The organism is Pseudomonas citrullilanati (assembly GCF_030580855.1).
Taxonomy (GTDB): Bacteria; Pseudomonadota; Gammaproteobacteria; order Pseudomonadales; family Pseudomonadaceae; genus Aquipseudomonas; species Aquipseudomonas citrulli.
The window spans coordinates 21240-43028 of sequence record NZ_JAUQOP010000025.1; the positions used below are offsets into that span (position 1 = coordinate 21240).

At 63.6% G+C, this 21789-nt stretch carries 18 protein-coding genes; 11 read left to right on the forward strand and 7 right to left on the reverse strand.

Annotated elements, in window-relative coordinates:
* Window positions 1-22 precede the first annotated feature (22 nt).
* From Q6A48_RS16830 to gap, 6 genes are all read right to left on the reverse strand, one after another.
* Window positions 23-463 carry a YbaN family protein gene (locus Q6A48_RS16830; RefSeq protein WP_304555256.1) on the reverse strand — a complete coding sequence of 147 codons (441 nt, stop codon included), beginning with the start codon at window positions 461-463 and terminating at the stop codon, window positions 23-25.
* 135 nt (window positions 464-598) lie between these two features.
* On the reverse strand, window positions 599-1189 hold the full coding sequence (locus tag Q6A48_RS16835) for a biliverdin-producing heme oxygenase (protein WP_304555257.1): 591 nt from the start codon (window positions 1187-1189) through the stop codon (window positions 599-601).
* Between the two features lie 172 nt (window positions 1190-1361).
* Window positions 1362-3953: a TonB-dependent receptor gene (locus Q6A48_RS16840; protein ID WP_304555258.1), complete on the reverse strand. Its 2592-nt coding sequence runs from the start codon at window positions 3951-3953 to the stop codon at window positions 1362-1364.
* A gap of 119 nt (window positions 3954-4072) precedes the next feature.
* Complete coding sequence (locus Q6A48_RS16845) at window positions 4073-5032, reverse strand: FecR family protein (protein ID WP_304555259.1); 960 nt, start codon at window positions 5030-5032, stop codon at window positions 4073-4075.
* Window positions 5033-5118: 86 nt separating this feature from the next.
* The gene (locus Q6A48_RS16850; RefSeq protein ID WP_304555260.1) at window positions 5119-5625 is read right to left on the reverse strand and encodes an RNA polymerase sigma factor; all 507 of its coding nucleotides are present in this window, start codon (window positions 5623-5625) and stop codon (window positions 5119-5121) included.
* A 203-nt stretch (window positions 5626-5828) separates the two neighbouring features.
* Window positions 5829-6830: a type I glyceraldehyde-3-phosphate dehydrogenase gene (gene gap, locus Q6A48_RS16855; RefSeq protein ID WP_304555261.1), complete on the reverse strand. Its 1002-nt coding sequence runs from the start codon at window positions 6828-6830 to the stop codon at window positions 5829-5831.
* A 219-nt stretch (window positions 6831-7049) separates the two neighbouring features.
* Between gap and edd the strand changes: the two genes are divergently transcribed.
* From edd to Q6A48_RS16910, 11 genes are all read left to right on the forward strand, one after another.
* Entirely contained in the window at window positions 7050-8876 is a 1827-nt protein-coding gene (edd, locus tag Q6A48_RS16860; RefSeq protein ID WP_304555262.1) for a phosphogluconate dehydratase, read from the forward strand.
* Window positions 8873-9832 carry a glucokinase gene (locus tag Q6A48_RS16865; RefSeq protein WP_304555263.1) on the forward strand — a complete coding sequence of 320 codons (960 nt, stop codon included), beginning with the start codon at window positions 8873-8875 and terminating at the stop codon, window positions 9830-9832. The genes edd and Q6A48_RS16865 overlap by 4 nt, the downstream gene beginning before the upstream one ends.
* Window positions 9833-10016: 184 nt before the next feature.
* Window positions 10017-10748: a response regulator gene (locus Q6A48_RS16870; RefSeq protein WP_304555264.1), complete on the forward strand. Its 732-nt coding sequence runs from the start codon at window positions 10017-10019 to the stop codon at window positions 10746-10748.
* Complete coding sequence (locus Q6A48_RS16875; protein ID WP_304555265.1) at window positions 10738-12207, forward strand: ATP-binding protein; 1470 nt, start codon at window positions 10738-10740, stop codon at window positions 12205-12207. Before Q6A48_RS16870 ends, Q6A48_RS16875 begins: the two co-directional genes overlap by 11 nt.
* 226 nt (window positions 12208-12433) lie before the next feature.
* On the forward strand, window positions 12434-13693 hold the full coding sequence (locus tag Q6A48_RS16880; RefSeq protein WP_304555266.1) for a D-mannose isomerase: 1260 nt from the start codon (window positions 12434-12436) through the stop codon (window positions 13691-13693).
* 115 nt (window positions 13694-13808) lie between these two features.
* Window positions 13809-15110: an ABC transporter substrate-binding protein gene (locus Q6A48_RS16885; RefSeq protein ID WP_304555267.1), complete on the forward strand. Its 1302-nt coding sequence runs from the start codon at window positions 13809-13811 to the stop codon at window positions 15108-15110.
* 142 nt (window positions 15111-15252) lie between these two features.
* The gene (locus Q6A48_RS16890) at window positions 15253-16161 is read left to right on the forward strand and encodes a carbohydrate ABC transporter permease (protein WP_304555268.1); all 909 of its coding nucleotides are present in this window, start codon (window positions 15253-15255) and stop codon (window positions 16159-16161) included.
* Window positions 16154-16999, forward strand: coding sequence for a carbohydrate ABC transporter permease (locus tag Q6A48_RS16895; RefSeq protein ID WP_304555269.1), 846 nt, complete (start codon window positions 16154-16156; stop codon window positions 16997-16999). The genes Q6A48_RS16890 and Q6A48_RS16895 overlap by 8 nt, the downstream gene beginning before the upstream one ends.
* 2 nt (window positions 17000-17001) lie before the next feature.
* A complete protein-coding gene (locus Q6A48_RS16900; RefSeq protein ID WP_304555272.1) occupies window positions 17002-18162 on the forward strand; it encodes an ABC transporter ATP-binding protein in 1161 nt (386 codons plus the stop codon).
* Between the two features lie 135 nt (window positions 18163-18297).
* Entirely contained in the window at window positions 18298-19644 is a 1347-nt protein-coding gene (locus Q6A48_RS16905; RefSeq protein ID WP_304555273.1) for a carbohydrate porin, read from the forward strand.
* Between the two features lie 256 nt (window positions 19645-19900).
* Window positions 19901-20755: a D-hexose-6-phosphate mutarotase gene (locus tag Q6A48_RS16910; RefSeq protein ID WP_304555274.1), complete on the forward strand. Its 855-nt coding sequence runs from the start codon at window positions 19901-19903 to the stop codon at window positions 20753-20755.
* Window positions 20756-20910: 155 nt separating this feature from the next.
* Here Q6A48_RS16910 and Q6A48_RS16915 read toward each other — a convergent pair whose 3' ends face one another.
* Entirely contained in the window at window positions 20911-21771 is an 861-nt protein-coding gene (locus Q6A48_RS16915; RefSeq protein ID WP_304555327.1) for a MurR/RpiR family transcriptional regulator, read from the reverse strand.
* Window positions 21772-21789 lie beyond the last annotated feature (18 nt).

A 21789-nucleotide genomic window follows, 5' to 3' on the forward strand; every position in this document is an offset into this window, starting at 1 on the left:
CAAGTGAGAGGACGAGCATAGATCAAATGGATTTATTCGGGGGGCTGGAGGCCGAGGGCCTGGCCTGCTCGCCTGCGGGTGGCAGCACTGTCATCACGGGACGGGACCAGATCCACAGGTTGCCCAGGCCCATTCCGGCCAGGGCCAGGTACAGCGGCCAGCCATGATTGAGCATCGCCAGCATCAAGCCGGCGCACAGCAGCATGCTGGTCGTGGCGGCGACCTTGGCCCGGCGCGGGATGACCTTGCCATTGCGCCAGTTGTGCAGCATCGGCCCGAACAGCCGATGGCGCTCCAGCCAGGCGCTCAGGCGCGGCGAACTGCGGGTCGCGGCCCAGGCGGCGAGCAGGATGAACTCGGTGGTCGGCAAGCCGGGCACGACGAGGGCGACCAGGCCGATGGCCAGGCTGGTGTAGGCCAGCAGGCCGAAGAGCAGTTGGGCGAGTCTTGGACGTCTGTTCATCAATGTCTTTGAGTCATGCGCAGTTCTCGTGGGAGCGAGCCTGCTCGCGAAGGCTGCGTGTCAGTCAACAAGGATGTCGGCTGATACACCGACTTCGCGAGCAGGCTCGCTCCCACAGGGGGCAGTGGTGAGTTTTCAGGCCAACTCGGCCGCATAGGCCTGTTCCAGCAACACGGTGAACCGGTTGAATGCAGCCAGTGCGCCTTGGTCCGCCTCGGCTTCCTGCTGTTCGCTGAAGGCCAGGTCGTCGAGCAGGCGGGTGAAGGTTTTCCAGCCTTCGGCGCGGCCTCCGGTCGGCTCGGCCAGGTGCCGGGCGCCGAAGGTTTCGCTCAACCCCAGGCCCACGGCGCGTTTGACCAGGAACGCGGCACCGAGCTTGGAGCCTTCGGAGACGAACAGCCAGCCGAGGGCTTCGGCCCGGGTCGGGTTCTTCACCGCACCGGCCACGGGCGCCGGTACTGGCGTGTTCAGGTCCGCCAGGTCGGCCTTGGCCGCTTCGGCCCGGCAGCGGGCGGGCAGGTCGGGGATCAGGCGGGACAACCCGGCGTCGTTGTACAGCGCCACCAGTTCCGATTGGAACAGGTACTGGGCGACGACGAAGCGGGCGTAGCTGGCCGTGGTTTCGAACGGCGCGTGCGCCTTGACCAGGGCGTCGAGCCTGGCGTGGGGTTCGTGGGTGATCTGGTTCAGGCGTTGGGAGCGTGAAGCGGGACGTTGTGCGGTCATGAAAAAACTCCTTCGAGTGATAGCGTGTGGTGAGGGATATCTGCACCGTGCCGTGGGAGCAAAACGTGCTCGCGAAACAGACGCCTCGGCTTCTGAAAGACCGCATCGTCTTCATCGCGGGCAAGCCTTGCTCCCACATGACTCCCCTCGCCACAGTGCTTTGGAAACCGGGTCAGATATCCCAGATCAGGTTGACCGCGAAGTTGCGGCCGGGGGCCGTCAGGCGGTCGAGGTTGGCGGGGCTCAATACCGCCGCTTCGCCGACGCTGTCGTAGCCACGTACGTCGTCCCACAGCCAGTACTTCTTGTCGGTGAGGTTGTAGAGGCCGCCGCTGACAGTGATGTCCTGGGTCACCTTGTAGAAGCCGCTCAGGTCGAGGATGCCGAAGCCCGGGGTCTTGAACTGGCCGCTCACGCCATCGGGCGAATTGAAGTTGCTGTCGTCGACGCGGTCTTTTTTCTTCACCAGGGTCCAGCTGAGCAAGGTGCCGTACTGGTTTTGGTCATAGCCGAGGCCGAACACGCCGGTCAGCGGGTTGACGCTGTTGAGCGGCTGGCCGGTGTCGTTGTTGCGACCGTAGGCATACGCCACCGAGCCCTGGGTATACAGGCCTTTCGGTGCGCCCAGTACATCCAGGTCGAGGCGGCCCTTGATCTCCGCGCCCTTGATGGTGGCGTGCTTGATGTTGTTGCTCTGGAAGGTCAACTGGTCGGCGCCGGGGGTGATGGCGTCCTCGTTGATGAAGTCGCGGTACTTGTTGTAGAACACCGCCACGTCGAACGAGCCGGCGTCGAAGCGGCCACGCAGGCCAGTCTCGTAGCTCTGGCTTTTTTCCGGTTCCAGGTCGGGGTTGGGTGCCACGCTGTAGCCGACGCCCGCGTTGTCGAAGCGCCCGTACAAGGCCTTTGCGGTCGGGGTGCGGAAGCCTTCGGCGTACTGGCCGTAGCCGGTGTACTGGTCGGTAAAGGCATAGGTCAGGCCAAACTTGGGCGAGACCCGATGCCAGGTCTTGTCGCTGTCGCTCACATTGCCGGCGCCGGTGGGGTCGGCGGTGTTCAGGAACGCCTGGGTGACATGGGGCTTGAGCTGGGTGTAGTCGTAGCGCAGCCCCGGCGTGAAGGTCCACTTGTCCCAGCTGAGCTGGTCCTGGGCGAACACGCTGTAGGTGTTGATGGTCGGGTCCGGGAAGTCGCTGGCCTTGGCCAGCACATCCGCCGCGCTGATGGCGCCCACGGCGGTACAGCCACGGCCGACGGCCAGGCACACGCCATTGCCGCTGCGCGAGCCGGTGACCTTCTGTTGCTTGAGCGTGGTGCCGTAGGTCAGCACATGATCGGTGTCGGCGAGGCTGAAGGCCTTGTCCAGTTGCGCGTCGAAGACCCACTGTTTTTCTTCGTAGAGGGTGTCGCGGGTGCGCAGCACCTGGCGGGTGATCGGGAAGTAGAATTCCTCGGTGCTTTCGTTCGTCTTGGCGACCTGGTGGTTCAGACTCCACTTCATGTGGTCGGCGAGCGGGCTGTCGAGGGCGAAGCTGTGTTCCAGGCCGAAACGTTCGCGGGTAATGGTGTCGTTGCCGGTGCGCCATTGGTACATGCCGCCCGGCAGCACACTGGCGGGTATGGCCGGCCCGCCGTTGGAGTACGGGCCGCCGTAGGCGCTTTTCAGGTCGGTGTCGCGATCATCCTTGTACTTCTCGTAGACCAGGCCCAGGCGCGAATCATCGTTGTAGTTCCAGCCGAGCTTGGCGAGCACGTTGCTGGCGCGCACGTCTTCCGGGTTGGCGGCGGTGCGGTCCAGGCCGGTGCCGCTGTGGCTGCCATAGGATTCGGTTTCGTGGCCATCGCGCTGGCTGTAGTGCAACAGGCCGTCGAAGGCACCGCCGCGGCCGGCGACGGTGGCAGACTTGAGCCAACTGTCGTCGGCGGAACTGTAGCCGCTCTTCAGGCGTGCGCCGGCGGCCTGGCCCGGCTTGATGATGTCATCCGGGTCGAGGGTGAAATAGCTCACGGCGCCGCCAATGGCGTTGCTGCCGTACAGCACCGAGGCCGGGCCGCGGAGGATTTCCACGCGCTTGACGATTTCCGGGTCGAGGTAGTTGCGCTGGGTCTTGGCATAGGGGCCGTTGAAGAAACCGTCGGGTATGGCGACCCCGTCGACCTGGGTCAGGATCCGGTTGCCGTCGATGCCGCGGATGTTGTAGCCGCTGATGCCGCCGCGCTGGCCGGCGCCGCCCACCGAAACGCCCGGCTCGTAGCGCACCAGGTCCTTGAGGGTGTCGACGTTGCCGCGATCCAGCGCCTGGCGGTCATGGACGGTGACAGTGCTCGGCACCGCGGTGACGTCCTGTTCCTGGCGAGTGGCGCTGATGGTCACCTGGGGCAGGTTCATCGCGCTGGCGGGGCTGCGTTGTTCCAGGACGATGCTGTTCTCGCCCAGTTTGCGATAGTCCAGGTTCGTCCCCAGCAACAGTCGCTCCAGGGCCTTGTCCGCCGGCAGCGAGCCGTTCACCCCCGGCGAGGCGACGCCTTCGGCCAGTTCCGCCGGCAGGCCGACCTGCCAGCCGGTGACGGCGGTGAAGGCGTTCAGCGCCGAGACCAAGGGTTGCCGGGCGATGGCGAAGGTGTAGTCGCCCATGTTCCTGGCGGGTGCTTGCGCAGCGGTGGCCGCGATGGCGGGGACCGGGCCGGCCATCAGCAGGGCGGCGGTCAGCAGCGACAGCGTGCAAGAAGGGGCGAGGAACCGGCAAGTAAGGCGAGAGGACATCGATAGCGCTCCGTGTCGCATCTGTTATAGGGTGCAGATCGCATGGCTGGATGCGAATCAATTGCATTGGCTATAACGAGACGAACCAGCGAAGCCTATCGAGTAAAAATAATTCTCATTTAGTTGAAAATCACCAGCGCCGGGAATTCCTGCAGGCGCGCCGAGGTGATCTGGGCCAGGGAACGCACCACGTCCAGCGGCTGGTCGAGGCGATAGTTGCCGGTCACCGCGACGCCGGCCAACCGCTCGTTGGTGTTGATGATCCAACCGGGGTAATAGCGTTGCAGTTCCGCCAGTACCTGGCTCAACGGCCGGTTCTCGAACACCAGCCGGCCCTGGACCCAGGCCAGGTCCGTGGCGCTGTCGAGCCGGGCCGGGCGGTCGAAGCCGTTGGGGCCGATGCGGATGCTTTCCCCGGCCGACAGCCGCACATGGCTGTCGTTGCGACTGGCCCGCAGGTCGACATCGCCGCGTTGCACCTGGACCTGGGCCACGCCGTCGAGGTAGCGCACCGCGAAGGTGGTGTCGCTGACGCTGGCGGTGACCGGGCCGGCGTCGATTTCCAGTGGCAGGTTGCGGTTGGCGGGCACCTCGAAAAACGCTTCGCCCTTGTACAGGCGGGCCACGTGTCGCTGTTCGTTGAACGTGCTGGAGAACGCCGAGTCGGTGTTGAGCAGGACCTTGGAGCCATCTTCCAGTTGCAGGCGCTGGCGCTCACCGACCACGGTCAGGTGATCGGCCTGCAAGCGCAGGGGCAAATCGCCGAAGTTGAACAGGCCGAGGAACAGCACGGCGGCGGTCGCCAGGGGTTTCCAATGGGCACGCAGGCGTGAGCGGCGGCTGGCCTTGGGCACGGCGTCGAGCTGCCGGGCACTTTCCAGCACCTGCGGGCCTTCCCAGATCGCCTTCGCCCGGGCGAAGGCCTCGCCATGGCGCGGATCGGCCGCCAGCCAGACCTGGAACTGCCGGGTCTGTTCCTCGCTGGGGTGCTCCAGCAGGATCAGCCAGTCGAGCGCCTGTTCCATGGCATGGGCGGTGTGCGCCGCAGCGGTCTCGGGTGAGTGATGGTTGTCCGTCACGTTGGCTACTCGGTGTGAATGGCAGGTGGCAAGCTACAAGCGGCAGGCCGCGGATGGCAAGCCCAGCGCCACGGTGGGCGTGGCGCTCACGGCTGGCAACTCCCCACACAGATCGCCATGATCAGCTTCAGTTCCTTTTGCACCGTGCTGGACGATACGCCCAGTTGCGCGGCGATGTCCTGGTAACGCAGGCCATGCAGGCGGCTGAGGATGAAGATCCGCTGCTGGCGCGGGCTCAGCGCCTGCAGGCTGACATTCAGGCGTTCGAGCATCTGCCCGGCATGGACGGCGTCCTCGGCGCTGCCCTGGGGCGCGACCACATTGTGGACCACCTCCAGGGGGACATCGTCCAGCACGGTCCGCGAGCGCAGCCGGCGGGCGCGCAGGTGATCCCGCGCCAGGTTGCGAGCGGTCTGGAAGACAAAGGGTTCGAGGTGCTCGACCGGGCGTTCGGCCAATGCGCGGGAGACGCGCAGGTAGGTTTCCTGGAGCAGGTCCTCGGCGGTACTGGGGTTGTTGACCATGCGCTCGAGGGTGCGCAGCAGCGGCATGCGCTGGGCGAGGAAGACGTGGTGGAAGCGCGATTGACTCACGGTAAGGCCCGATCCGATTCGAGTAGATGATAATGCTTATCATCTGCTGAGCGGGTCAAGCCTGGAATTGTTACCACTGTCGAGCCTTTGTGGGAGCGGGCTTGCTCGCGATGGCGTCCGGTCAGCCTGCATCATCGATAGCTGATCCAGCGCTATCGCGAGCAAGCTCGCTCCCACAGGGAAGCTCAATACTACGGTGTCGGTTATTCGGCGTTACACAACGCCAGGCAGTTATCGAGCATGCGGTTGGAGAAGCCCCATTCGTTGTCATACCAGGCCAACACCTTGAGCAGCTTGCCGCTGGCCTTGGTGTGGTTGGCGTCGAAGATCGACGACAGCGGGTTATGGTTGAAGTCGCTCGAAACCAGCGGCAGGCTGTTGTAGCCGAGGATCTTCGAATGCTGGCTGGCCTGGCGCAGCAGTTCGTTGACCTCTTCGGCCGATGCCTCGCGCTTGAGCTGCACGGTGAGGTCCACCAGGGACACGTTGATCACCGGCACGCGCACGGCCATGCCGGTCAGCTTGCCGGCCAGTTCCGGCAGTACCAGGCCGACCGCTTCGGCGGCGCCGGTCTTGCTCGGGATCATGTTCTGGGTGGCCGACCGGGCGCGGTATGGGTCGGTGTGGTACACGTCGGTCAGGTTCTGGTCGTTGGTGTAGGCGTGGATGGTGGTCATCAGGCCACTCTCGATGCCCAGTTCGCGGTGCAGCACCTGGGCCACCGGGGCCAGGCAGTTGGTGGTGCACGACGCGTTGGAAATGATCTGGTGCGACTGGCGCAGGATGTCGTGGTTCACGCCATACACGACGGTGGCATCGGCACCCTTGGCCGGGGCCGAGATGATGACCTTGCGGGCGCCGGCGCTGATGTGGGCGGCAGCCTTGGCACGGTCGGTGAACAGGCCGGTGCATTCGAACACCACGTCGATCTTCTCGGCGGCCCAGGGCAGTTCGGCCGGGTTGCGGATGGCGCTGACCGAGATGCGGTCGCCATTGACCGTCAGGCTTTCATGATCGTGCTGTACATCGGCATCGAACGTGCCGTGGACGGTGTCGTACTTGAGCAGGTGGGCATTGATCGCGCTGTCGCCCAGGTCGTTGATGGCGACGATCTGCAAGTCGCGACGATAGCCTTGGGTATACAGTGCGCGTAGGACGTTGCGGCCGATGCGGCCAAAACCATTGATTGCGATTCGAAGAGTCATTAACTGCACCGCCGTCGATTTGTTGTTGGAATTACAAGATTATTCGCATAAAAATAGAAAACAAGCCTTTTTAATGGCAATATTTTGTTTTATCTACAACGAGTGACCTGAATCAACTGGTCCGAACGGTCAAGAAACCGCCTGTCGCCCAGCGCGCCGCGGCCTTTTGACCAGCATAGACAATCAGGTCGCCACATCCGTTAGCCTGGAGTTCTACACATGCATCCCCGCGTTCTTGAGGTCACCGAACGGCTTATCGCCCGCAGCCGCGCCACGCGTCAGGCTTACCTTGCATTGATCCGCGGTGCAGCCAGCGACGGTCCGATGCGCGGCAAATTGCAATGCGCCAACTTCGCCCACGGCGTCGCCGGGTGCGGCAGTGAAGACAAACACCACCTGCGGATGATGAACGCCGCCAACATCGCGATCGTGTCGTCCTATAACGACATGCTGTCGGCCCACCAGCCCTACGAAACCTTCCCGGAACAGATCAAGCAGGCGCTGCGCGAAATCGGCTCGGTCGGTCAGTTCGCCGGTGGCACGCCCGCCATGTGCGACGGCGTGACCCAGGGTGAGGCGGGGATGGAACTGAGCCTGCCGAGCCGCGAGGTGATCGCGTTGTCCACGGCGGTGGCGCTGTCCCATAACATGTTCGACGGGGCGCTGATGCTCGGTATCTGCGACAAGATCGTGCCCGGCCTGATGATGGGCGCGCTGCGCTTCGGTCACTTGCCGATGATCTTCGTGCCGGGCGGGCCGATGGTCTCGGGCATTTCCAACAAGGAAAAGGCCGACGTGCGCCAGCGCTACGCCGAAGGCAAGGCCACCCGCGAAGAGCTGCTGGAATCGGAGATGAAGTCCTACCACAGCCCGGGCACCTGCACCTTCTACGGCACCGCCAACACCAACCAACTGCTGATGGAAGTGATGGGCCTGCACCTGCCGGGCGCTTCGTTCGTCAACCCGAACACGCCACTGCGCGACGCCCTGACCCGCGAAGCGGCGTTCCAGGTCACGCGCATGACCAAGCAAAGCGGCAACTTCATGCCCATCGGCGAGATCGTCGACGAGCGCTCGCTGGTCAACTCCATCGTCGCCCTGCACGCCACCGGCGGCTCGACCAACCACACCCTGCACATGCCGGCCATCGCCATGGCGGCGGGCATCCAGCTGACCTGGCAGGACATGGCCGACCTATCCGAGGTGGTGCCGACCCTGAGCCACGTCTACCCGAACGGCAAGGCCGACATCAACCACTTCCAGGCGGCGGGCGGCATGTCGTTCCTGATCCGCGAACTGCTGGAGGCCGGCCTGCTCCACGAGAACGTCAACACCGTGCTGGGGCACGGCCTGAGTCGCTACACCCAGGAGCCATTCCTCGAGGACGGCAAGCTGGTGTGGCGCGACGGCCCGATCGAAAGCCTCGACGAAAACATCCTGCGCCCGGTGGCCCGCGCGTTTTCGCCGGAGGGCGGGTTGCGGGTCATGGAGGGCAACCTGGGCCGTGGCGTGATGAAAGTCTCGGCGGTGGCCCTGGAAAACCAGGTCGTCGAAGCGCCGGCCATGGTGTTCCAGGACCAACAGGACCTGGCCGACGCCTTCAAGGCCGGCTTGCTGGAGAAGGATTTCGTCGCGGTGATGCGCTTCCAGGGGCCGCGCTCCAACGGCATGCCCGAGCTGCACAAGATGACCCCGTTCCTCGGCTCGCTGCAGGACCGCGGCTTCAAGGTGGCACTGGTCACCGACGGACGGATGTCCGGCGCTTCGGGCAAGATCCCGGCGGCCATTCATGTCAGTCCCGAAGCCTATGTCGGTGGTGCATTGGCCCGGGTGCAGGAGGGCGATATCATCCGCGTCGATGGCGTCAAAGGCACCCTGGAACTGAAGGTGGACGCCGAGGAATTCGCCGCGCGCGAGCCGGCCAAGGGCCTGTTGGGCAACAACATCGGCACCGGTCGAGAGCTGTTCGGCTTCATGCGCATGGCCTTCAGCTCGGCAGAGCAGGGCGCCAGCGCCTTCACCGCTGCCCTGGAGACGATTAATTGAAACTGGCTTTGGTCGGTGACATCGGTGGGACCAACGCACGCTTCGCGTTGTGGAAGAACCACAACCTGGAAAACATCCAGGTGCTGGCCACCGCGGATTACGCCTGCCCGGAGGATGCCATCAAGGTTTACCTGGCCGGCCTGGGCATGGCGCCCGGGGCCATCGGCTCGGTGTGCCTGTCGGTGGCGGGACCGGTGGGGGGCGATACGTTCCGTTTCACCAACAACCACTGGCGCCTGAGCAACCTGGCGTTCTGCCAGACGCTGCAGGTGGAGAAGCTGTTGCTGGTCAATGACTTCTCGGCCATGGCCCTGGGCATGACCTGCCTGCGTCCCGATGAGTACCGCGTCGTGTGCGAAGGCACCCCGGAGCCGATGCGCCCGGCGGTGGTGATCGGGCCGGGTACCGGGCTCGGCGTGGGGACGTTGCTGGACCTGGGGGGCGGCCGGTTCGCGGCGTTGCCCGGGGAGGGTGGTCACGTCGACCTGCCGATGAGCAGTCCGCGGGAAACCCAGCTCTGGCAGCACATCTACAACGAGATCGGCCACGTCAGCGCCGAAACCGCCTTGAGCGGCAGCGGCTTGCCGCGGGTGTACCGGGCCATTTGTGCGGTGGACGGCCATGAGCCGGTGCTCGATACGCCCGAGTCCATCACCGCCGCCGGCCTGGCCGGCGACCCCATCGCCCTGGAAGTGCTCGAACAGTTCTGCCGCTGGCTGGGGCGCGTGGCCGGCAACAATGTGCTGACCGTTGGTGGGCGCGGTGGCGTCTTCATCGTCGGTGGGGTGGTCCCACGGTTTGCCGATTTCTTCCTGGAAAGCGGTTTCGCCCGATGCTTCGCCGACAAGGGTTGCATGAGCGATTACTTCAAGGGCATTCCGGTCTGGCTGGTCACGGCGCCGTACTCGGGCCTGATGGGCGCGGGCGTGGCGTTGGAGCAGTCGACCCCCGCTTAAAGTTTGAATGTGTCCCCTGTGGGAGCGAGCTTGCTCGCGATAGCGGAGTATCAGTCGCCATTGATGTTGGCTGATACACCGCTATCGCGAGCAAGCTCGCTCCCACAGAGTTTTTGTAGTGTATTTGTAGGCTGTATCCATCAGGCATAATCCGCCCTAATCCAAACAACAAGGACGCGGCCCTGTGAGTTCAGTGAACAAATCGATTTTGTTGGTCGACGACGACCAGGAGATTCGCGAGCTGCTGGACACCTACCTCAGCCGCGCGGGTTTCCAGGTGCGCACCACGCCGGACGGCGCCGGGTTTCGCCAGGCGTTCAACGAGGCGCCGAGCGACCTGGTGATCCTCGACGTGATGCTCCCGGATGAGGACGGCTTCAGCCTGTGCCGCTGGGTTCGCCAGCATCCGCGCCAAGCCCATGTGCCGATCATCATGCTGACGGCCAGTTCCGACGAGGCCGACCGGGTCATTGGCCTTGAGCTGGGCGCCGATGATTACCTGGGCAAGCCGTTCAGCCCGCGCGAATTGCAGGCGCGCATCAAGGCATTGCTGCGCCGGGCGCAATTCGGCCAGGAACGCTCCGGCGGCGACGTGCTGGCGTTCGATGAATGGCGGCTGGACATGGTCAGCCATCGGCTGTTCCACGCCGACGGCGAAGAAGTGATTCTCTCCGGCGCCGATTTCGCCCTGCTCAAGTTGTTCCTCGATCATCCCCAGGAAATCCTCGACCGCGACACCATCGGCAACGCGACCCGTGGGCGCGAGCTGATGCCCCTGGACCGGATCGTCGACATGGCCGTCAGTCGCCTGCGCCAGCGCTTGCGCGACACCGACAAGCCACCACGGCTGATCCGCACGGTGCGCGGCAGTGGTTATCAATTGGCGGCCAGTGTGGTTGCCAGCAATGGTCATTGATTGGGCCAGGAAAGTCGTCCGGCGGGTGCCGGTGCCGCGCTCGCTGCTCGGGCGAATGCTGTTGCTGACGTTGCTGGTGGTGTTGTTCGCCCAGACGCTGTCCAGCCTGATCTGGGTGTCGCAACTGCGCGCCACGCAGCTCGAAGGCCTGGTCACCAGCGCCCGCAGCCTCGCTCATTCGATGACCGCCAGCGTCAGCTACCTGCGCTCGTTGCCGGTGGCTTACCGGCCGCTGGTCCTCGACCAATTGCGCAGCATGGGCGGCACGCGGTTTGTCGTCACCCTCAACGACAAGCCCCTGGGCATGGACGTGCTGCCGGTCACCCCGCGCAAGCTGGCGGTGCTCAAGGCCGTGGACGAGGTGCTACGGCGGTCCCTGGGCAATAACGCCGACATCTCGGTGAAATTCGTCAGCCCCGAGGACCTGCGGATTTTCAACGGCGGCTTGAAACTCGACGAACTGCCACGTTCCTGGGCCCACTACGCCTTGACGCTCGAGCCGGTGAACCCGCCGGTGCTGGTCACGCAGATCCAGATGGCGCCGGGCGAATGGCTGTACATCGCCTCGTTGCTGCCCGAACCCTACACCAGTCTCGAAGAGCAGGACCTGCCCAAGCAGCAGGTCGGCTTCATCGTGCTCACCAGTAGCCTGCTGTTGCTGTTCATCGGCTTGCTGGTGCATTGGCAGAGCCGGCCCCTCAAGCGCTTGGCCCGGGCGGCGCGAGACATGTCCCTGGGCGCCGAAGTGGAACCGGTGGCGGAAGGCGGCGGCAGCGAAGTGGTGGAGGTGGGCCGGGCGTTCAACGCCATGCGAGAGCGCATCAGTCGCTACCTGACCGAACGCAGCCAGTTGTTCAGCGCGATCTCCCATGACCTGCGCACGCCGATCACCCGGTTGCGCCTGCGGGTCGAATTGCTCGAGGACGAAAACCTGCAGGCCAAGTTCGGCCGCGACCTCGATGAGCTGGAGCTGCTGGTCAAGGGGGCCTTGCAATGCGTGAAGGACACCGACATCCACGAGAACATCGAGCCGGTGGACCTCAACCACGTGCTCGATTGCCTGGTGGAACCCTATCTGGCGCCCAATGGCAACGGCCGGGTGACCCAGGACGGCCGGGCCCTGGCGCCGTATCACGGCAAGCCGCTGGCGCTCAAGCGCTGCATCGGCAACCTCATCGATAACGCCCTGAAATACGGACAGAACGCCCACCTGCACATCGAAGACGATGAAAACGCGTTCATCCTCCACGTCGATGACGAAGGGCCAGGCGTGCCGGAACAGCGCCTCGAGCAAGTCTTCGAGCCGCACTTCCGCCTGGCCGGGCAACAGCAAGGGTACGGCCTGGGGCTGGGCATCGCCCGCAACATCGCCCATAGCCATGGCGGCGAAGTGAGCCTGCAGAACCTGCGCGAGGGTGGGTTGCGGGTGACGTTGCAGTTGCCTCGCAGCGCCGATTAGTCAGGCCGCGTTATCGTTCTTCGCGAGCAGGCTCGCTCCCACAGGGGGCAGTGAACAGCTTGGGTCCAGTGTGGGAGCGAGCTTGCTCGCGATAGCGCCAGTGGCCTCAACCCATCCCTCAGGGAAATGTCACAAATCGGTGACATAACTCGCCCCTTTCGTTACCTACCGCCCGCCCTCCCTTGTTTAGACTCCCTGCGTCAAAACAACAAAAAAGGGACGCGCGATGGACACCTTCCTCCCGGCTTTCAGCAGTTGGCTGAACGCGCCTGCCCACCAGCACTGGCTCGCCGCCGAAGGCTTGCGCCTGCTGGCGTTCGCCAAGGCGTCGAAACTGCCGGACGGCTTCGGCAATCTCGACGACCAGGGCCGCCTTCCGGCCGGGGCGCTGGCCGAAACCATGAACACCGCCCGCATGACCCACAGTTTCGCCATGGCCCACATCCAGGGCCTGCCCGGCTATGCCGAGCTGGTGGACCACGGCATCCAGGCCCTCAGCGGTCCTTTGCGGGACGCCGAACACGGCGGCTGGTTCGCCAACGCGCAACCCCGTGACGAACACACCGGCAAGGCCGCCTACCTGCATGCCTTCGTGGCCCTGGCCGCCAGTTCCGCCGTGGTGGCCCAGCGTCCCGGCGCCCAGGCGTTGCTGGACGAAGCGGTCCGGGTCATCGACACGCATTTCTGGAGCGAAGAGGAGGGCGCCCTGCGCGAATCCTTCAGCCGCGACTGGCGCAATGAGGAGGCGTATCGCGGGGCCAACAGCAACATGCACGCCACCGAAGCCTTCCTCGCCCTGGCCGATGCCACCGAGGATCCGCGCTGGCTGGTGCGCGCCCTGCGCATCGTCGAGCGGGTGATCCACGGCCATGCCGCCGCCAACGACTACCTGGTGGTGGAGCACTTCGACCGCGACTGGCAGCCGCTGCGCGAATACAACCACGACAACCCCGCCGACGGGTTTCGCCCCTACGGCACCACCCCCGGCCATGGGTTCGAATGGGCACGGTTGCTGTTGCACCTCGAAGCGGCGCGGGTCCAGATCGGCATGTTGACGCCGGGCTGGCTGGCCCAGGATGCGCAGAAACTCTTCGACCAGAACTGCCGCCACGGCTGGGAGGTCGACGGTGCGCCTGGCCTTGTCTACACCCTCGACTGGGACAACCGCGCGGTGGTCCGCCACCGCCTGCATTGGGTCCACGCCGAGGCCGCGGCGGCCGCCAGCGCCTTGCTCAAGCGCACCGACGAGGCGAAGTACGAAGCCTGGTATCGAACGTTCTGGGCGTTCTGCGACAAGCACTTCATCGACCGCTGCGACGGCAGTTGGCACCACGAACTCGATCCGCAAAACCGGCCCAGCGCCGATATCTGGCCGGGCAAGCCAGACCTGTACCATGCGTGGCAAGCGGTGCTGATCCCGCGCCTGCCCCTGGCGCCGAGCATGGCGACGGCTCTGGCACGGCTCTCCAGCCCTGCACCTGTGTAACCATGTGGTGACATTTGCACGTCCCTTCGTTACCTGCGAAGGGATTCCCTCTGATTAGAATCCATGCAGCGCAAGCCCCGACTTGCATGCATAACAACAAGAAAGGTACTTCTAGATGAATGCGATTTCTCGCCTCGCTACTGTCATTTCTCTTGCTTCCCTGCTTCCCGTCGCAGCATTCCCTGTCAGCGCCCTGGCCGCCGAATCCAAAGGCACCGTGGAAGTCGTCCACTGGTGGACGTCGGGTGGTGAAAAAGCCGCGGTCGATGTGCTCAAGGCCCAGGTCGAGAAAGATGGCTTTACCTGGAAGGACGGCGCTGTCGCCGGGGGTGGCGGTTCCACGGCCATGACCGTGCTCAAGAGCCGCGCCGTGGCTGGCAACCCGCCAGGCGTGGCCCAGATCAAGGGCCCGGACATCCAGGAATGGGCTTCCACCGGCCTGCTCGACAGCGACGTGCTCAAGGACGTGGCCAAGGAAGAAAAGTGGGACAGCCTGCTCGACAAGAAAGTCTCCGATACCGTGAAGTACGACGGTGACTACGTGGCCGTGCCGGTGAACATCCACCGCGTCAACTGGCTGTGGATCAACCCGGAAGTCTTCAAGAAAGCCGGCATCACCAAGAACCCGACCACCCTCGAAGAATTCTACGCCGCCGGCGACAAGCTCAAGGCTGCGGGCTTCATCCCGCTCGCCCACGGCGGCCAGCCTTGGCAAGACAGCACCGTGTTCGAAGCCGTGGTGCTGTCGGTCATGGGTGCCGACGGCTACAAGAAGGCCCTGGTCGACCTGGACAACAAGGCCCTGACCGGCCCTGAAATGGTCAAGGCCCTGACCGAGCTGAAGAAAGTCGCGACCTACATGGACGTCGACGGCAAGGGCCAGGACTGGAACCTGGAAGCGGCCAAGGTCATCAACGGCAAGGCCGGCATGCAGATCATGGGCGACTGGGCCAAGAGTGAGTGGACCGCCGCCAAGAAAGTCGCCGGCAAGGACTACGAATGCGTAGCCTTCCCGGGCACCGACAAGGCCTTCACCTACAACATCGACTCCCTGGCGGTGTTCAAGCAGAAGGACAAGGGCACTGCGGCTGGCCAGCAGGATATCGCCAAGGTCGTGCTGGGTGAGAACTTCCAGAAAGTCTTCAGCATCAACAAGGGTTCGATCCCGGTGCGCAACGACATGCTGGGCGACATGGCCAAGTACGGCTTCGATTCCTGCGCCCAGACCGCGGCCAAGGACTTCCTGGCGGACGCCAAGTCCGGTGGCCTGCAGCCGAGCATGGCGCACAACATGGCGACCACGCTGGCGGTGCAGGGCGCGTTCTTCGATGTGGTGACCAACTACATCAACGACCCGAAAGCCGACCCGGCCGATGCCGCCAAGAAATTGGGCGCGGCGGTCCAGTCGGCCAAGTAATTAGCGTCGCTTCCCTTGTAGGAGTGAGCTTGCTCGCGATAGCGGAGTGTCAGGCAGCAGATGAGTCACTGACACACCGTCATCGCGAGCAAGCTCGCTCCCACAAAAGGGATGTCCTTGTAACCTTGTTTTGGATCTTCCCATGAGTTCTGTTGCTGTGTTCAGCAAGGCCTCGCCGTTCGATGCGCTGCAACGCTGGCTGCCAAAACTGGTGCTGGCGCCGAGCATGTTCATCGTCCTGGTGGGCTTCTACGGCTACATCCTGTGGACGTTCGTGCTGTCGTTCACCACCTCGACGTTCCTGCCGACCTACAAATGGGCCGGCCTGGCGCAGTACGCGCGGTTGATGGACAACGACCGTTGGTGGGTGGCGAGCAAGAACCTGGCGCTTTTCGGCGGCCTGTTCATTGGCATCACCCTGGTGATCGGCGTGCTGCTGGCGGTATTCCTCGACCAACGTATCCGTCGCGAAGGGTTCATCCGCACTATCTACCTGTACCCGATGGCCCTGTCGATGATCGTCACGGGTACGGCCTGGAAATGGCTGCTCAACCCGGGCATGGGCCTGGACAAATTGTTGCGTGACTGGGGCTGGGAAGGCTTCCGTCTCGATTGGCTGATCGACCCGGACCGCGTCGTGTACTGCCTGGTGATCGCCGCGGTCTGGCAGGCCTCGGGCTTCATCATGGCGATGTTTCTGGCCGGCCTGCGGGGTGTCGACCAGTCGATCATCCGCGCCGCGCAGATCGATGGCGCGAGCATGCCGCGCATCTACTGGAAAGTGGTGCTGCCAAGCCTGCGCCCGGTGTTCTTCAGCGCGGTGATGATCCTGGCGCACATCGCGATCAAGAGCTTCGACCTGGTGGCCGCGATGACCGCCGGTGGCCCGGGTTATTCCTCCGACCTGCCGGCCATGTTCATGTACTCCTTCACGTTCAGCCGCGGCCAGATGGGCATGGGCTCGGCCAGCGCGATCCTGATGCTCGGCGCGATTCTCGCAATCATCGTGCCTTACCTGTACTCCGAGCTGAGGACCAAGCGTCATGACTAGTTTCGCTGCCAAACCTGCCATCAGCCTGAGCCGCATCGCGATCTACGCGGTGCTGATCCTCGCCGTACTGCTTTACCTGGTGCCGCTGGTGGTGATGCTGCTGACCAGCTTCAAGACCCCGGAAGACATCAGCACCGGCAACCTGCTGAGCTGGCCGACCGTGGTCAGCGGCATCGGCTGGATCAAGGCCTGGGCGACGGTCAACGGCTACTTCTGGAACTCGATCAAGATCACCATCCCGGCCGTCCTGATCTCCACCGCCATCGGTGCATTGAACGGCTATGTGCTGTCGATGTGGCGCTTTCGCGGTTCGCAGCTGTTCTTCGGCCTGCTGCTGTTCGGTTGCTTCCTGCCGTTCCAGACCGTCCTGCTGCCGGCCTCGTTCACCCTCGGCAAGATGGGCCTGGCCAGCACCACCACGGGCCTGGTGTTCGTCCACGTGGTCTACGGCCTGGCCTTCACCACGCTGTTCTTCCGCAACTACTACGTCAGCATTCCCGATGCGCTGGTGAAGGCGGCGCGCCTGGATGGCGCGGGGTTCTTCACGATCTTCCGGCGGATCATCCTGCCGATGTCCACGCCGATCATCATGGTCTGCCTGATCTGGCAGTTCACGCAGATCTGGAACGACTTCCTGTTCGGCGTGGTGTTTTCCAGCGGGGACTCGCAGCCCATCACGGTGGCGCTGAACAACCTGGTCAACACCAGCACCGGGGCCAAGGAATACAACGTTGATATGGCGGCGGCGATGATCGCCGGGCTGCCGACCCTGCTGGTCTATGTAGTGGCAGGCAAGTATTTCGTGCGCGGCCTGACGGCCGGCGCAGTCAAGGGGTAATCATGGCAACGCTTGAACTTCGCAATGTGAACAAGACCTACGGGGCCGGGCTGCCGGACACCCTGAAGAACATCGAATTGTCGATCAAGGACGGTGAGTTCCTGATCCTCGTCGGCCCTTCGGGTTGCGGCAAGTCGACCCTGATGAACTGCATCGCCGGCCTCGAGACCATCACTGGCGGCGCGATCATGATCGGTGACCAGGACGTCAGCGGCATGAGCCCGAAGGACCGTGACATCGCCATGGTGTTCCAGTCCTACGCGCTGTACCCGACCATGAGCGTACGCGAGAACATCGAGTTCGGCCTGAAGATCCGCAAGATGCCCCAGGCGGACATCGACGCGGAGGTCAACCGCGTGGCCAAGCTGCTGCAGATCGAGCACCTGCTCAACCGCAAGCCCGGCCAACTTTCCGGTGGCCAGCAACAGCGCGTGGCCATGGGCCGGGCGTTGGCGCGGCGGCCGAAGATCTACCTGTTCGACGAACCGCTGTCCAACCTCGACGCCAAGCTGCGGGTCGAGATGCGCACCGAAATGAAGCTGATGCACCAGCGCCTGAAAACCACCACCGTCTACGTGACCCACGACCAGATCGAGGCCATGACCCTGGGCGACAAGGTGGCGGTGATGAAGGACGGGATCATCCAGCAGTTCGGCACGCCGAAGGACATCTACACCAACCCGGCCAACCTGTTCGTGGCGAGCTTCATCGGTTCGCCGCCGATGAACTTCATCCCCCTGCGCCTGCAACGCAAGGACGGACGCCTGCTGGCGCTGCTCGACAGCGGCCAGGCCCGTTGCGAACTGCCGCTGGGCATGCAGGACGCCGGCCTGGAAGACCGCGAAGTGATTCTCGGCATGCGCCCGGAGCAGATCGTGCTGGCCGGCAGCGAACCCAATGGCTTGCCGACCATCCGGGCGGAGGTCCAGGTCACCGAGCCGACCGGGCCGGATACCCTGGTATTTGTCAGTCTAAATGAAACCAAAGTCTGCTGCCGTTTGTCGCCGGACGTGGCTCCGCAGGCCGGTGAAACTTTAACGTTGCAATTCGACCCCTCAAAAGTATTACTATTTGATGCGCAGACAGGCGAACGCCTGGGTGTGGCAGGGCAAGCGCAAGCCGAAGGACGGGCGCCGAACGTGGCCCAGTTCAAGGGTCGTTGAGCGATCAGTGTGGAAGCGGGTTTGCCTGCTCCTACAGGGGAGTATGCGGTGGATGGGGGACCGTCCGCCGCAATCGTTGTAAACCGCGTTAGATAAAAACAGTTAATAACAATAAATAAAGACGAGGATGTAGGGATGAAAAAGAAAAACAATGCCCAGCTAATCTGCCAGTTGTCAGCCGTTGCGGCGATGATGCTGGCCGGTAGCGCACACGCAGACGACGCGTTCAGTGCCGAGTCGAAGTGGATGACGGGTGACTGGGGCGGCGAACGGACCAAGCTGATCGAGCAGGGTATCGACATCAAGGCTGACTATGTCGGTGAAGTGGGTGGCAACCTGCACGGTGGCTACAACAACGACAAGACAGCGCGCTACTCCGACCAGTTCGGCCTGGGCGTGGCGCTGGACCTGCAAAAGCTGTGGGGCTGGGATAACACCCAGGCCAAGATCCAGCTGACCAATCGTAACGGCCAGAACATCTCCAATGACCGGGTCGGCGACCCGCGTGCCGGCACCTTGAGTTCTTCCCAGGAAGTCTACGGCCGTGGCCACATGGTCCGCCTGACCCAATTGTGGATCAAGCACCAGTTCCTCGACGGCAAGCTGGACGTGAAGGCCGGTTACTTCGGCGAAGGCGAAGACTTCAACACCTTCCCGTGCGAATTCCAGAACCTGGCGTTCTGCGGCTCCCAGGTGGGCAACTGGGCGACCAACATCTGGTACAACTGGCCCGTCAGCCAAGCGGCGATCCGCGTGAAGTACAACCTCACGCCTGAGTTCTATGCGCAGATCGGCGCCTACAACCAGAACCCTTCGCAGCTCGAACACGGCAACGGCTTCAAGCTCAGCGGCAGCGGCACCAAGGGCACCGTCATCCCGGTCGAGCTGGTCTGGACGCCGAAGGTCAACAGCCTGCCTGGCGAATACCGCGTCGGTTACTACAAGAGCACGGCCGATGCCAATGACGTGCGCGAAGACGTCAACGGTGACGATGCCGCGACCACCGGCAACGCCTACCGCAGCCACGACAGCAAGCACGGCTACTGGTTCGTCGCGCAGCAACAGCTCACCACCCACAACGGTGATGCGTCCCGCGGCCTGAACATCGCCGCCAACGCGACCTTCCACGACAAGGACACCAACGTCGTCGACAACTACCAGTCGTTGATGTTCGTGTACAAGGGGCCGTTCGACGCGCGTCCCAAAGATGACATCGGGATCGGCTTCGCCCGCATCCATGTCAACGACGACGTGAAGAAAAATGCCGAGCTGACCAACGCTGCCAATGGCGTCAACGACTACAACGACCCGTTGTTCGCACCGCTGCGCAGCACCGAGTACAACTACGAGCTCAACTACGGCGTCCACGTCACCAACTGGCTGACCGTACGTCCCAACCTGCAGTACATCACCCACCCGGGTGGCGTGGATGAAGTCGACAACGCCCTGGTCGCCGGCCTGAAAATTCAGTCGGTGTTCTAACGTTGTTGCGATAAGCTCCTCTCTATGTGCGCATATTTGCGGACAGCCAAGGCTGTCCGCTTTTTTTTGGGGCACGCCGGCTGGCTAGCACAGAACTCGTGGGAGCAAGGCTTGCCCGCGATGAAGATGACGCGATCTCTCAGGGGAGCGAGGCGCTTGCATCGCGAGCAAGCTTTGCTCCCACAGCTCAATCTTCTCGCCACAAAAAATGAGCGGTACACAGTTGAGTATTGAATGATTTCCAGGACCGCGGCCCATGCATGAGCACCCACTGCAACGCTTTTTCAGATCCTTGCGCGAGCGCCCGGTGTTTGCCTGGGAGCGCTACCAGCAGCGCGACGTGCTGGTGATCGACCATCCGCTGTGCCAGGCGGTCTTCAGTCGCCAGGGCGCGCAGTTGCTGCACTTCCAGCCACGCGGCCAGAAACCCTGGTTGTGGTGCGCGGCCAAGTGGCCGCAAGTCGGGGCGATACGTGGCGGCGTGCCGGTGTGTTGGCCGTGGTATGGCCGCCACCCCAGTGAAAACGCCTGGCCGTCCCATGGCTGGGCACGCCTGATTGACTGGAAGCTGCTCGACAGCCGCAGCGATGACGACGGCGTGCACCTGCACTGGCAGTTGCAACTGTGCGACTGGCAGGTGGATTTGCATGCCGACCTGGGCGAACGCATGGAACTGCGCTTGAGCACCGAGCACCAGGACAGCCTGCCGTGCCAGTTGAGCCAGGCTTTGCATGCCTACTGGCGTATTGGCGATGTCGGTGAGATAGCGCTGTCTGGGCTGGAAGGTGCGCAAGGTTATGACCAGTTGAACCGCGAGGTTTGCCAGCAGGAAGGCGAGCTGCGGGTCGATGGCGGTTGCCAGCGGGTGTTCCAGCACGAGGGCGAGTTGCAGCTCAAGGACCACGCCTGGCAGCGCCAATTGTGCATCGACACCGGCGACAGTGCCGACACCGTGGTCTGGCACCCCGGAGCGCGGCCATTGCTGGGGGTGAGCTGGGATGAGATCAGCGAGTTCGTCTGCGTAGAGGCGGCCAGCGGCGGCACCGACAGCTTGTGCCTGGCGCCCGGGGAACGGGCTCACTTGAGCTTGCAGGCGCGGGTGGGGGCTTAGATTCAGGAGCTTTGGTGATGCCGTTGGCCCCTTCGCGAGCAAGCCCGCTCCCACAGGTGATTTATGCCAGGCACCACATTTGCGATCACGAGGTTATTGTGGGAGCGGGCTTGCTCGCGAAGGCGGTCCATCAGGCACTGAAGATTTGGATCGAGTCAGTTGAACTCATCCCCCACCGGATACCGGCTGGCATTGAGGCTTTCCTTGATCTTGCGCAGGTGCGGCTGGAAATCCACGCCACGGCGCAGGGTCATGCCGGTGGCGAGCACGTCCAGCACGGTGAGTTGGATGATCCGCGAGGTCATCGGCATGTAGATGTCGGTGTCTTCAGGCAGCGGGATGTTCAGGCTCAGGGTGCTGGCCTTCGCCAGGGGCGAGTTTTCCGCGGTCAGGCCGAGCACGGACGCACCGTTTTCCCGGGCGATGCGCGCCACTTCCACCAGTTCGCGGGTGCGCCCCGTGTAGGAAATGATCACGAACAGTTCGCCGGTATGGGCCACCGAGGCGATCATGCGCTGCATCAGCACGTCGGCGTGGGCGGTCACCGCCAGGTTGAAGCGGAAGAACTTGTGCTGGGCGTCCAGGGCCACCGGGGCCGAGGCACCGAGGCCGAAGAAGTGGATCTGGCGGGCCTGGATCAGCAGGTCCACGGCACGGCTGATCAAATTTGGATCAAGGGCCTGGCAGGCGCTGTCCAATGACGCAATGGCGCTGCCAAAGATCTTGCGGGTGTAGTCTTGTGGATTGTCGTCGGCTTCCACGGCACGGCTGACATACGCCGCGCCGCTCGCCAGGCTCTGGGCCAGTTGCAGCTTGAGTTCCGGGTAGCCGCTGACGCCGAACGAGCGGCAGAACCGGTTGACGGTCGGTTCGCTGACCGACGCGGCCTGGGCGAGGGCGGCGATGCTGAAGCGGGTTGCCTGCTGTGGGTTGAGCAGGATGATCTCGGCCACCTTGCGTTCGGCCTTGTTGAGGTCTTCAAGGCGAGTCTGGATCTGTTCCAGTAAATTTCGCACGCGGTCCATACAAGATTC